Source organism: Vibrio artabrorum (assembly GCF_024347295.1).
Lineage (GTDB): Bacteria > Pseudomonadota > Gammaproteobacteria > Enterobacterales > Vibrionaceae > Vibrio > Vibrio artabrorum.
The window spans coordinates 1160895-1174133 of sequence record NZ_AP025458.1 but is presented as its reverse complement, the minus strand read 5'-3'; the positions used below and the strand labels follow the sequence as shown (position 1 = coordinate 1174133).

The 13239-nt window shown below is 44.9% G+C and carries 9 protein-coding genes; 2 read left to right on the top strand and 7 right to left on the bottom strand.

All coding sequences use genetic code 11. The features are described from left to right. Nucleotides 1-54 precede the first annotated feature (54 nt). The 4 genes from OCU36_RS05480 to OCU36_RS05465 all read right to left on the bottom strand — a co-directional run bounded on the left by OCU36_RS05480 (nucleotide 55) and on the right by OCU36_RS05465 (nucleotide 5099). On the bottom strand, nucleotides 55-1008 hold the full coding sequence (locus OCU36_RS05480; RefSeq protein WP_261839389.1) for a class I SAM-dependent methyltransferase: 954 nt from the start codon (nucleotides 1006-1008) through the stop codon (nucleotides 55-57). Between the two features lie 8 nt (nucleotides 1009-1016). Continuing rightward, nucleotides 1017-1715, bottom strand: a complete 699-nt coding sequence (locus OCU36_RS05475) for a TIGR01621 family pseudouridine synthase (RefSeq protein ID WP_261839388.1) — start codon at nucleotides 1713-1715, stop codon at nucleotides 1017-1019. A gap of 157 nt (nucleotides 1716-1872) precedes the next feature. Next, nucleotides 1873-3489, bottom strand: a complete 1617-nt coding sequence (locus OCU36_RS05470; protein ID WP_261839387.1) for a methyl-accepting chemotaxis protein — start codon at nucleotides 3487-3489, stop codon at nucleotides 1873-1875. A 176-nt stretch (nucleotides 3490-3665) separates the two neighbouring features. Next, nucleotides 3666-5099 (bottom strand): sodium-dependent transporter, encoded by a 1434-nt coding sequence (locus OCU36_RS05465; protein WP_261839386.1) that lies wholly within the window; start codon nucleotides 5097-5099, stop codon nucleotides 3666-3668. A gap of 367 nt (nucleotides 5100-5466) precedes the next feature. Between OCU36_RS05465 and cls the strand changes: the two genes are divergently transcribed. Further along, the gene (gene cls / locus OCU36_RS05460; protein ID WP_261839385.1) at nucleotides 5467-6921 is read left to right on the top strand and encodes a cardiolipin synthase; all 1455 of its coding nucleotides are present in this window, start codon (nucleotides 5467-5469) and stop codon (nucleotides 6919-6921) included. 191 nt (nucleotides 6922-7112) lie between these two features. Beyond that, nucleotides 7113-8297 (top strand): cystathionine beta-lyase, encoded by a 1185-nt coding sequence (locus OCU36_RS05455; protein WP_261839384.1) that lies wholly within the window; start codon nucleotides 7113-7115, stop codon nucleotides 8295-8297. A 119-nt stretch (nucleotides 8298-8416) separates the two neighbouring features. Here OCU36_RS05455 and OCU36_RS05450 read toward each other — a convergent pair whose 3' ends face one another. From OCU36_RS05450 to OCU36_RS05440, 3 genes are all read right to left on the bottom strand, one after another. Further along, nucleotides 8417-8983, bottom strand: coding sequence for a DNA-3-methyladenine glycosylase I (locus OCU36_RS05450; protein WP_261839383.1), 567 nt, complete (start codon nucleotides 8981-8983; stop codon nucleotides 8417-8419). Nucleotides 8984-9049: 66 nt separating this feature from the next. Next, entirely contained in the window at nucleotides 9050-12160 is a 3111-nt protein-coding gene (locus tag OCU36_RS05445) for an efflux RND transporter permease subunit (RefSeq protein WP_261839382.1), read from the bottom strand. Beyond that, the gene (locus OCU36_RS05440; protein WP_261839381.1) at nucleotides 12153-13238 is read right to left on the bottom strand and encodes an efflux RND transporter periplasmic adaptor subunit; all 1086 of its coding nucleotides are present in this window, start codon (nucleotides 13236-13238) and stop codon (nucleotides 12153-12155) included. Before OCU36_RS05440 ends, OCU36_RS05445 begins: the two co-directional genes overlap by 8 nt. Between the last annotated feature and the right edge of the window lies 1 nt (nucleotide 13239).

Sequence of the window (13239 nt, the reverse complement as noted above, 5' to 3'; positions counted from 1 at the left end):
AAACGCCGCTCAGATGAGCGGCGTTGTTATATTCTAGCTAATACTTAAACCTAATTAGGCATCTGCAGAAGCGCTAATTTTAAATCTCAACACCTTCAAGCTTGAATCAAGGTCGACATCGACAAACTCAGGCGGGTTGTCCAGACGTTCAACGAATTCAACGCTTGGTGCTTCTTCTGCCATCGTCTCAATCAGGAAGTTTGGTGATACTGCCGGTGAGTTCACACAAGCAATCACTTCTCCACCTTCTGTTAAAAGCTCAGGTAAACGACGTAAGATTTTTTTGTAGTCTTTAGTTAAAGCAAAGCTGCCTTTTTGGAACGACGGCGGATCGATGATAACGAGCTCGTAAGGGCCGCCTTTATTGATTTTCCCCCACGACTTAAAGATATCGTAGCCAAGGAAATTAACCGAGCGCATATCGTGATCATTCAGACGGTGGTTATCGCGGCCTTTGTTTAGCGAGCCACGAGACATATCCACGTTCATGCATTGACGAGCACCACCAGCGATAGCCGCTACTGAGAAGCCACAAGTGTATGCGAACAGGTTAAGAACGTTCTTATCCTTAGCATTATCTTGTACCCATTGGCGACCATGACGCATGTCTAGAAACAAACCGAAGTTCTGATTACGGCCAATGTCTAATTGGTATTTAAGACCATGCTCAACCACAACCGGAGAGTCATTGAGTTCACCCCATAGAACCTCTGAAGGTGCACCATCGGCATAACGGTGTTGCAGAACAATGCTTGTGCCCGGCTTTGATTGCCATATATCTTTGTTAGTAAGTTCAACCAACCCCGCTTTTAGAGATGACAAGAATTCGTCGTCTACCTCTTTAAACACGTTAACCAGTAGCTGTCCATCAACCCAGTCACATGTCAGTTGTTCGAGCCCAGGCCAAAACTTACCGCGGCCGTGAAAAATACGACGTAGTTCGTTTGGTACTTCATTCAGTTGCTGTTCAATATGACTAAAAAACAGAGGTAAAGCTGATGCTTCCATTATTTCACTCACTTAGTGTTTAGCTTTGGCCACGTTAATGACCAAGGTTCAAGCCAACGGTCCAAACCGTACGACACGGTTTCCTGATGCCACTTCTCACCCAAGGAGTTTAGGCTTCTTGGATCGCAGACATATTCGTAGGCTTGTGATTGATAGGTAAATCGAATCGCGAAGGCATGCAGATAACCTCTGTCAGCCTCACTCGATGGATTATAAATAGGGTCACCAACAATGGCTGAGCCGATCGACTTCATCGCGACACGGATCTGGTGAGTTCGCCCTGTATAGGGTTTACATAAAAGTAGACGCTCACCGGGGTCAGCTGTTGCGGATAAAAACTGCGTGATCGCAGGGTTCTCTTTGGATGTCAGAAGTTTCCAACTTGAGCGTCGTGAACGCTCCATGTCTCCTGAGATCAAACCTTGCTTTTTCTTTGGCTTCTTAGAACCAATCGCAAGGTAGTATTTTTCTACTTCACGCTTTGCAAATAGCTGTGAAAGCTCGCTCGCCGCCGACGCATTTTTTGCCAGCAGCAGAATACCTGAGGTCATTTTATCAAGTCGATGAACCAGATACAGCTTAGGCTCATTGATTGCATTAGCAACTTCTTGAAGCAACATGGTATCGCCATCGTCTTTGTGGACGCTGACTCCAGGATGCTTATTGATAAGTAAAAAATCAGAGTGGTTCAGAAGAATATCGAACATGTCAAGGCTAGCTCCATTGTAGAGCGTGGAGTATACCGCGTCTGAACCCAGATTCCAGCAACGAAAAAGCCCAACTCACTCAATAAATATTGAATCATTGGGCTTCTCTTTCCATCGTCCACTTACACGGTTAGGTCTCTATCCCTTCCAATGCGAATTAAGCAAGTTTGAACTTATTAACCAAGGCTTCTAGCTCAGCAACTTTTGCATTCAAACCTAAAGTGTTTTCAGAGCTGCGGGTAGCCAGCTGTAATGACTGTTCAGAGATGTCACTGATCGCGGTAATATCGGCTGCAATTTCTTTCGTTACCGCTGTCTGTTCTTCGGCTGCTGTCGCGATAGAGTTAATCATACTTTGCACGTTACCTGCACCGCTGACAATTGCTTCCAATGCTGAAACCGCTCCGGAACTTTGCTCGACCCCAATCTCAACCAAGCGGCAGTTATCTTGAGTAAAGGTGACCGCTTCTTGTGTTCCGGATTGAATCGACTGAATAATGCCAGACACTTCTTGTGTGGCTTTCGTGGTTCTCTCAGCTAGCGCTCGAACTTCATCCGCTACAACCGCAAAACCACGTCCAAACTCACCCGCACGCGCCGCTTCAATGGCTGCATTCAAAGCTAATAGGTTGGTTTGCTCAGCAATATCTTCAATGACTTTAATCACGCTGCCAATCTGCTCACCGTGTGAACCCAGTGTATTCATTTGCAGAGACATATCGCTCATTTGAGTCGACACTTGCTGAATACTCGCCACCATCTCAACAATCACGTTGCGGCCATCTTCTGCAGACGTTTCAGAGCGACGAGCTTCTTCATAAGTAGAAGTGCCTTGTTGCGCGACTTCAGATATAGTCAAACTTAGCTCTTCAGCTGCCGTTGCAATCAAGTGAGCCTTATCCGCTTGAGCGGAAGCACCAGAAACAATGTCGTGACTGATGGATGATAGCTCACCGGTCACCGATTGAACTTGATGAGTGACAGAAGAGATCGACTTCAAAAGACTGACTAGTGATTTTTGCATCTGATTAACAGACATCGCCAGATCCGCTAACTCATCACCGGAATCATCAACGATATTCTCGGCTGTCAGGTCACCATTTGCTACTCGTCGCGCAACTTGTTCAACACGAGTTAAACGGTTAGTAATAGAACGAGACAATAGAAATGCGATACCACAACCAAACAAAATAGCGATCGCCGACAATGTCATGATGGATCGCTCAATAGCTTTAAGTGAATCGGTTAAAGTTGACAAAGATAGACCGGTGTCCTTTCTCTCACTCGCAGAAGCTTGACTTAGCATAGTCTCAATTGGAATCAGGTTTTGTTCGTACAGGGTTCTCAGCTGCTTAATATTGGACAACATCGCCACGTCATCGTGAATCATCGGCATAAGCTTATTTTCAAATACTTGAGTAAAATTCGCCATCAAGTCTTCGATTTTCTGGATTCGACGATAATCATCTGAGCCACGGCTTTCTAGCTGTTTTATTTGTTCAATAGACTGTGCAAAATCATGCTTACTCGAACGATAATCGTTTGATGCATTATCAACTTGTGTGAGCGTTGCCAACGCATCACGGTATACATCTCCAGCGTCATCAATCAATAGAAGGTAAGTGATGGTACCGGGAACATCATCCGTTCTAACTTCATCGGCGCTCTTATATGCGTTACTTACTTCTAACCACACAACGCTCGCCAACGCTATTAGCACCGCTAATATTGCCCCAAACCCTAAATAAAGTTTCTTTCTTACAGATAATTTCACACTAAACCTTCTTAAATAAAAACACCGACTCAAACAGTCCTCAATACTCATTATATCGGCTAGATGACGGATAACTTTAGTGAGCCTCGTTTTTTATTTTTCGCTGATAATTAAGTATTAGGCATAAAAAAACGGAAGCCTTTCGCTTCCGTTTTTATTGACTTAACTGACTGCAATTAAAACTTTTTAGAAAATAATGCAGCGACAGCGATGATACCAATACCCAGTAACATGATTGCACCCTTACCGCTTTCGAAGCCAGAAGAGATACCCATGAACGCAACAATTGCGATAGCCACAGGGATGATAAACTTAACAAGCGTGTACCACAAACCGAATAGAGGGAAAGAAAGCTCACCATCGTTGGTAATTTCTTTCTCTAAATCGGCACGGTTAAGTCTCCAGCCAGCGAAGATACATACCAACATACCGCCAACAGCAAGGAAAATCTTATCCGTTAGTAGATCGAAGATATCAAATGCGCCTGTATCAAACAGCGTTGGACCAAAGCCACCAAGTGACAGAGAAGCGAAGATACATAGAATCGCCATAACGACACTTGCAGACAGCACAGCCGTTACACGTTTCATGCCTTTCTCATCGATTAGGTAAGCCACCACAACTTCCAGCAAAGAGACTGAAGAAGTGAGTGCAGCAACACTCAAACCAACGAAGAACATCAGAGCAAAAATAAGACCAATTACGCCACCCATTTCAGCAAATAGCTGAGGAACGACAACAAAGACCAAACCAGGTCCTGCCGCAGGCTCCATGCCGAATGCGAACATAGCAGGGAACATTGCGATGCCAGCAAGAATAGCAACACCAGTATCCATTGCTGTTACCATTGCCGTAGTCTGAATTAAGTTCTCTTTCTTCTTAAGGTAAGAACCGTATGTCATCATACAACCCATACCAAGGCTCAAAGAGAAGAATGCTTGGCCTAGCGCCGCTAAGATAACGTTGCTATCAACTTTAGAAAAGTCTGGGCTGAATAGGAATTCAAGGCCCGCCATCGCACCCGGAAGCATGATGCCTTTAATTGACACAACAATAAGGATAATAAAAAGAAGTGGCATCAAAACTTTGCCGGCTTTCTCAATACCACCCGAGATACCTTTCATCACGATGACGACGTTCAGCAATAAGTATAAGCCCATCCACATTAAGGGCTGAACTGGATCCGAGATAAAGCCACCAAAGCTATCACCGATCACTTCAGGTGTATCAAGAAGACCGCCCGCAACTTTACCAATGTAAGCAATTGACCACCCGCCAACGACTGGGTAAAAACCCATAATAAGCAAGCCACTGATCACACCAATAACACCAGCGAATGTCCAACGACGGTCTGTTGATTTAAATGCACCTACTGCTGATTTTTGCGTATGACGACCAATCGCAAATTCAGTTAGCATGACACTAAAACCGATAAATATTACAAAAAACAGGTAAATCGCAACAAAGGCACCGCCGCCACTTTCGCCTGCTGTGTATGGAAATTTCCAAATGTTACCAAGACCAACAGCAGAACCTGCTGCAGCCATTACGAATCCTAACTTCGAACCCCAGGTATCGCGGGGTGTTGTGGGTGTATTACTCGTAGCCACGTGTACTCCAAACTTTTGTGTTATATGATGTTATGTATTGCTTTGGGTGGCGTCTTTAAAAAGATAAGGCGTAAAAAAAAGTTTACACACCTAAAAATTTGGTTGACGCTCATTATTTAGCAAGTAAACCAGTTTAAGAATAAAATTGGAAGTCCGAACCGTACATATTTCGTTACCTATGTAAAAGCTTATGGTCGAATGGCGAACTTTCGCACAAAGCAATCGTTTTCCTACCTTGTTAACCTAAATTTAACAACTGAAACTTGAGCTACATCCTCACTCCATTTTGTAAATAGTTGATTCGTTAAATTCCCATATCCATGAAATAGCATTACTATCTAGCTATCCCTTTTTTCGAGTATTCGATGTGGAAAAGCTCTACCATTTTTTAACTTTAGCTTCTGTTGGCTTGTACTGGGTTCTCGTAGCCGGTGTAACGTTTCGTGTCGTACTAAAACGACGCTCTGTTAGCGTTTCGCTTGCGTGGCTAATGGTTATCTACATTATCCCAATTGTTGGCGTCGCTTGTTATTTCCTATTCGGCGAGCTAAATCTAGGCCGAAAAAGAGCTGAGCGCGCACATCACATGTTTGCTCCTTTCGAGGCTTGGTTTCGCCAATTAAATGATTGCCAAGTTCACCTTCCCGGCGAAGTCGGTTCTCCAATCCACAAAATTGATGAACTCTGTAACAATAGAATGGGGATACCGGCACTTAGTGGTAACACGCTATCATTACAAGCGTCACCCAACGAGATCCTACACTCAATCATTGAAGACATAGAAAATGCACAAACCAGTATCAAGATGGTTTTCTATATTTGGCATCCCGGAGGCCTAACCGACTCTGTAGCGTCCGCCCTTATTCGCGCGGCTAAACGCGGCGTCGATGTTAAGGTGTTACTGGATTCAGCCGGCAGCCCTCGTTTTTTCAAAAGTCATTGGCGATCAATGATGGAGAACGCGGGAGTCCAAGTCGTACAAGCTCTGGAAGTCAGCCCATGGCGTATTTTTTTACGACGCTTAGATTTAAGACAGCATCGTAAGATCATCGTGATCGACGAATCCATCGCCTATACTGGTTCAATGAATATGGTCGATCCCGCGCATTTCAAACAGAGTTCAGGGGTTGGTCAATGGATCGACGTCATGGTTCGAGTGACCGGTCCGACCGTTAACGTGCTGTCGGCTATCCATGGCTGGGATTGGGAAGTTGAAACAGGCGAGCGAATTCTTCCCGATTTGCCTGAATGTCCGATTGAAGAAATAATGACACACCACCCTGTTCAGGTGGTTCCGTCCGGGCCGGGCATGCCCGAATATTTGATCTTACAAGTGTTGACCATTGCCATCAATCAGGCGAATCGTTCTGTTCGGATCACCACCCCCTATTTTGTTCCAAGTGCCGACTTGCTTGAGACGCTTAAGATGACCGCTCAGCGTGGGGTCAAAGTAGAGCTTATCATCCCCCATAATAATGACTCATTGATGGTCAAATGGGCATCTCGTGCCTTCTATACTGAACTGCTTGAAGCTGGCGTAAAAGTCTACGAGTTTTACGGTGGCCTTCTTCACACAAAATCGGTAGTAATCGATGAGGAGTTTTGCTTAATTGGTACCGTCAACATCGACATGCGTAGCCTATGGCTTAACTTTGAAGTGACGCTTGCTGTTGATGATGTGCATTTCACCAAACAATTATTTGATCTACAACAATCCTATATTGAATCGTCTCATCCAGTGGAATTAGATATTTGGGAGCAACGAAACTTACGCAATCGCTTTTTTGAAAGATTGTTCTATTTATTTAACCCATTGCTTTAAAATTCGTAAGTTCGCCGACTGACGATGATTCCGGCTCCCCTCCTACCGTTCGCTTTTTAACGTTTTCCTCTCAAAGGCGGAAAATATTAAAATGCGGAATAAAAACAGTAAAAACTCACGTTATCCTCTTGCTTTAATGGCTACTCGCATGTTTTAAATAGGGCATAACCGATTGATAAGGAATTCACAGTATGTCCGAGAACAAAACCACTAAGCTCATCACCGCAGGTCGTGATAAGAAGTGGACGAATGGTGTTGTTAACCCACCAGTGCAACGCGCTTCAACTGTTGTGTTTAACTCAGTAGAAGAAAAACGCAAAGCTACGATAAATCGTGCTAACAAAACACTTTTTTACGGACGTCGTGGAACAAATACACACTTTGCTTTTCAAGATGCAATGGTTGAAATAGAGGGCGGGGCGGGGTGTGCACTGTACCCTTGTGGGACCGCTGCTATTTCGAATGCCCTCCTCTCTTTTGTAGAAACCGGTGATCATATTTTGATGGTCGACACTTGTTACGAACCTACTCGCGATTTTTGTGACACCATCATGAAGAAGATGGGGGTAGAGACCACCTACTACCCACCGACTATTGGTGAAGGTATTCAAGGCCTCATCCAACCAAACACCAAAGTGTTGTTTACCGAGTCTCCGGGTTCAGTCACCATGGAAGTTCAAGACATTCCAACGCTTGCGCGTATTGCCCACGAGCATGAGATTATCGTTATGCTTGATAACACTTGGGCTGCAGGTGTTAACTTCTCAGCGTTTGATTTTGGCGTTGATATTTCAATCCAAGCCGCAACCAAATACATTGTTGGTCACTCTGATGTGATGTTAGGTACTGCTGTCGCCAATGAGAAATGTTGGGACCAGTTAAGAGAGCAGAGTTACTTGATGGGGCAATGTGTCTCACCTGATGATGCTTACCTTGCACTTCGTGGCATTCGTACACTTGATGTTCGACTACGCCAACACGCAGAGAATAGCTTGAAAGTAGCGAAATGGTTAGAAACTCGTCCAGAAGTCGACCATGTACGTCACCCAGCTCTTGAATCTTGCCCAGGCCATGAGTTCTTTAAACGCGATTTCACGGGTGGCAATGGCTTGTTCTCTTTTGTGTTAAAAAGCTCAAATACTCAAGCTACCACGGCACTGCTTGATGGGATGACGCACTTTAGTATGGGTTACTCATGGGGCGGCTTTGAGAGTTTGATTCTCGCTAATGAACCCAACAGCTTTGACAGTTTGAGAACTGTAGCCAATCCTAATTTCGAAGGTACCTTAATCCGCGTCCATATTGGCTTAGAGGATGTCGATGACCTGATTGCCGATCTCAAAGCCGGTTTAGAGCGATACAGCGCTCTGATTTAACCTAAATGTAAAATCAATCGTTGAAAAAAGGCAGGGATATCCTGCCTTTTCTGTAAAACGGAGCCATTAAAACCTTCGCTCCTACGGCATCATTTCTCACCATAAAATGGATGATACGTTTATTTTCGAGGGCAGCCTTGCACATGGTCATTCACCATACCGGTTGCTTGCATAAACGCGTAACAGATGGTTTCCCCCACAAACTTAAAACCTCTTTTCTTCAAAAACTTGCTCATTGCTTTAGATTGCTCAGTAGAAGCCGGAACTTGAGACATCTCAGTCCACGGATTATCAACCACCTTGTTGTCGACAAATTGCCATAAGGCATTTGATAGAGAACCGAACTCTCTCTGTAATTCAAGCGTCGCTCGTGCATTATTGTATACCGACGCAATCTTACCCTTGTGTTTAACCACATCGAAATGTTCAATGATGTGTGGCACGTTGTCTTCATTGAACTCAGCTAACTTGTTGAGGTCGTAATCATCAAATGCGGCACGATAGCCTTCACGCTTTTTGAGGATCGTAATCCAGCTAAGACCCGCTTGTGCCCCCTCTAAGGTAATGAACTCAAACAATATTTGGTCATCGTAAACAGGTACGCCCCACTCCTTATCGTGATACTCCCTTTCAAGTTCGTGTTTAAGCGCCCATGCACATGTTTTATCGGCTGAACTTGTTTCCATATCTATGGTCCCTTTCCATCGTTACAGATAAAAAGAAAGCCCTAAATTAGGGCTTTCTTTCAAAGGTTAATTGACTTCGATTTTGTGAAATAAGCGATACAGAACAGGTACTACGATCAGCGTCAACACTGTTGCAAACCCCAAACCAAACATGATGGTAACCGCCATTGGTTTGAAGAAGATATCTGGCAATAAAGGGATCATACCAAGAATGGTAGTGATCGCCGCCATGCACACAGGACGGACACGGCTTAACGCTGCATCAACAATCGCGATATAGGGATCTTTACCTGATTTCATTTCGATTTCAATTTGATCAAGCAGTACGATACCATTTTTGAGTAGCATGCCAGATAAGCTCAAGAAGCCCAACAGTGCCATGAAACCAAATGGGGTATTTAAGGCCAGTAATCCCGTTGTAACCCCTATCAACGCCAATGGCACCGTTAGCCAAACAATCAGTGGTTCTTTTACCGAGTTAAACAAGAACACGGTAATCAAGAACATAAACAAATAACCCAAAGGCATAGTGGTAAATAATGAGGCCTGAGCATCGGCTGACGACTCATATTCCCCTCCCCATTCCAGTGAGTAACCTGGTGGCATCTCAATCGCTTCAATTTGGGGTTGTAAACGTTTCTGTAGAGTCGACGCTGTTTCTTCACCCAGTAGATCCGGGTCCGCCATCACTGTCAGCATACGCTTACGGTTTTTACGGATGATCAGTGGATCTTCCCATTCTAGCTCATAACCTAACGTGACTTGTTGCAGGGGAATGTATTCATTTAATGCAGGGCTCCAGATCTTCATACCTTCAATATTACGGATATCGACACGTTCATCTTCAGGTAAACGCGCCACAATAGGCATTAGCGTCGTACCATCACGGTACACACCAATCGACTTACCCGAAAAAGACATCGCTAAGAAATCATCAACGTCAGATTTGGTAATACCATAACGACGCGCTTGGCTTTCATTGAATTGCGGCGCTAATACCTTCGTTCTTTCACGCCAATCGTGACGAACGTTAAACGCGCCTTCATCAGCTCGCATAATGTCCATCACTTGAGCAGCGATTGAACGTAAAACCGTTGGATCAGAACCCACAATTCGCGCTTCAATTTTCGCACCGCCACCAGGACCTAATTCGATCTGTTTAAGCTTGTAGTCGATCTCTGGGAACTGACCATTTACATGATCACGGAAGCGTTTCATTAGCCCTTCAAGTACTTCGTAGCTCTTCACACGAACCGTTATCTCGCCGTATGCACTGTAACTTTTCTCTGGCGTATAAGTCAGCATGAAACGTTGCAGGCCTTTACCCGCGGTTGTCGTGATATGTTCAACTTCATCCTGCTTAGCTAACCAACTCTCAAGCACTTTAAGCTTGGTATTGGTCGCACGAATATCGGTACCTTCTGGCATCCAAACATCCACTTGGAACATAGGTGTTGTTGAAGAGGGGAAGAAGGCTTGTTTCACAAAACCAAAACCGTAAACACTTGCACCTAAACCAATGACCAAAACGATCATGGTTAGCCACGCGCGTTTCATACAGAACTCAAGGAAGTTTTTATAGATAACAAAAACCATCCCGTTGTATGGGTCTTTGCCGTCATTATTGGGGTCAACCTTCTGGCCTCTGAAGAAGAGGTCGGCAAAGAACGGCGTGAGCGAGATGGCAGTAAACCAACTCAGCATCAAGGAGATAAGTAGAACCGTAAACAAGGTGCCACAGTATTCGCCCGTTGCATCTTCAGACAAACCAATTGGAGCAAAAGCCGTTACCGCAATAACAGTCGCCCCCAACAGTGGCCATTTAGTTTGGGTTACGATATCGGTGGCAGCCTGCATTCGGGTCCGCCCCTTCTGCGTGCCGATCAATATCCCTTCCACCACCACAATGGCGTTATCCACCAGCATCCCCAAGGCAATAACCAATGCGCCCAGTGAAATACGTTGAAGGTCGATTTTGAAATACTGCATGAAAATAAAGGTGCCGAAAACGGTCAACAGCAATATCAATCCGATCAGCAATCCCGATCTTAGCCCCATAAAGAACAGTAACACTATGATGACGATCGCAACCGCCTGTCCTAAACTCACCACAAATCCACTGACCGATTTATCCACCTCTTTGGGCTGGTTATAAACCTCAGAAATGTCAATGCCGACAGGCTGTTGATATTTTAGCTCGGCCAGTCTTCGATCAAAGGCTTCGCCAACTGCAACCACGTTGACCCCTTGCGCAAAAGAGACACCAAGGTTGAGTGCGAGCTTGCCGTTATAGCCGATGATGTTACTGGGAACTTCAACATAACCACGGGTGACATTTGCCACATCTTTGAGATAGATGAGACCTTGAGCGCCACCTTCTGTCAGAATCAAATCTCCAAGCTGTTCAACATTCTGGAACTCACCCGTTGGATGGATTCGAATGTATTCGTCGCCAATTCTGACCGCACCAGCACTTGATACAATGTTTTGAGTCGATAAAAGGTTGAATACTGTGCTTGGAGAGAGACCTAGAGAGCTTATTCGTTTCATCGATATCTCAATGAACACTTGCTCTTGCTGTTGGCCAGAAACGGAGACCTTACTGACTCCATCGACCAACTCAAGCTCTCGCCTTAGGTAATCAATGTAATCGAGCAGCTCTTTGTAGCTATAACCATCACCCGTCACCGCCAGCAAAATCCCGTAAACGTCACCGAAGTCATCGATGACTTGAGGATCATTGACGCCGGGTGGCAGTTCAACCTTAAGATCATTCACTTTTCGGCGAAGTTCATCCCAAATTTGCGGAAGATCGTCCGGGCCATAGTTATTCTTCATCGTCACCGTTACCTGAGACAGGCCACGGCTAGAGATAGAGTTCACTTCGTCGACATAGGTAAGCTGTTGAATCGCTTTTTCTAGTGGGTAAGTCACTTCCTCTTCCACCTGCTGAGGCGTTGCTCCGGGATACGAGGTGACAACCATTGCATCTTTGATGGTAAAGGCAGGATCTTCTAAACGACCCAGACCGAAGAACGCAGAAACACCACCAATAAGAAAGATCAGAGATAGCATCCAACTAATGACTTTGTTACGTATAAAGTAAGAAGCCACACCTGTGATCTGATCATCACCCTGTTGATCGTCATTTTGAGGCTTGTTATTTACTTCACTCATTGTTCGTCTCCTGAGACAATACTTCCACGGTCATCCCATCTCGCAATCGCGATACGCCTGCAACAACGACATGCTGCCCCGTTTCTAATCCTTTCATTATCTGCAATGTTTTCTGATTTGCTTTTCCTAACACCACTTGTTGCTTCGAGACGGTATTGTCGCCGTTAACCACCCACACATAAGAGTTCTGGCGCGTTAACTCATCGCCATCGCCATTAAACACCGCCTCAATGGGAACCAATACTCCTGCTTTCAAATCCAAACCGATGTCGCGTCCGCTTGACGTCACTTCAACCGCCATACCGTCAAGAATCAAATCATCGGCTGGCATAGGTAACGCAAGTGTCACGGTAAAGGTACCGGTACTGGGATCTGGCTCGGTCGTGAACTCTTTAATACTCGCGGTGTACTCATTACCGCTTGGCACTCTCACCACGGCTTCAACATTCGAGTGCAGTGTTTCATTAGGTTGATTGACATAAATTTGATCGGGAAGTTGTATCACCACTTCGACATCTTCCACACTGTGGATATTGACAACCTGTTGGCCAACCTGAATATTTTCATACTGATCGACACTGACTCTAGAAATAATCCCATCGACAGGAGCTCGAAGTTTCGTGAACGACAAACGCAATGTTGCCAATTCAAGTTCGGCGTACGCAATTTGACGTTGAGCTGCAATTTCATCAAACTGAGACTTGGCTAATAAACCTTTTTTTACCAATGGGCTTGAACGTTGGTATTGACTATTTATTACGGTGTATCTCGCCTGAGCATTGTCCACATCTAATTGATAATCGGTTGGGTCTAGCTCTGCAATTATGTCTCCTTTAGATACGCGTTCACCCTCTTTCACATCCAGCTTATTTATTTCACCTGCAACTCGAAAACTGAGGTGCGCTTTCTCTGCGGCATTAGCGACGGCCGGAAAATAGAGCTTATCGCTAAAATCGATGACCGAGATCTCAATCGCTTTGACCAAGGGAGTGCTATCGACGACCACCACTTGTTTATCTTCACAAGCCGTCACTAAAGCCAAGCATGACAGTCCTACGACTACTTTTAGCGTTTTCATG

Bases quoted from the DNA above. Each gene is read 5' to 3' on its own strand.
- OCU36_RS05480 (WP_261839389.1), bottom strand. From the start codon at position 1,008: ATGGAAGCATCAGCTTTACCTCTGTTTTTTAGTCATATTGAACAGCAA.
- OCU36_RS05475 (WP_261839388.1), bottom strand. From the start codon at position 1,715: ATGTTCGATATTCTTCTGAACCACTCTGATTTTTTACTTATCAATAAG.
- OCU36_RS05455 (WP_261839384.1), top strand. From the start codon at position 7,113: ATGTCCGAGAACAAAACCACTAAGCTCATCACCGCAGGTCGTGATAAG.
- OCU36_RS05450 (WP_261839383.1), bottom strand. From the start codon at position 8,983: ATGGAAACAAGTTCAGCCGATAAAACATGTGCATGGGCGCTTAAACAC.
- OCU36_RS05445 (WP_261839382.1), bottom strand. From the start codon at position 12,160: ATGAGTGAAGTAAATAACAAGCCTCAAAATGACGATCAACAGGGTGAT.
- OCU36_RS05440 (WP_261839381.1), bottom strand. From the start codon at position 13,238: ATGAAAACGCTAAAAGTAGTCGTAGGACTGTCATGCTTGGCTTTAGTG.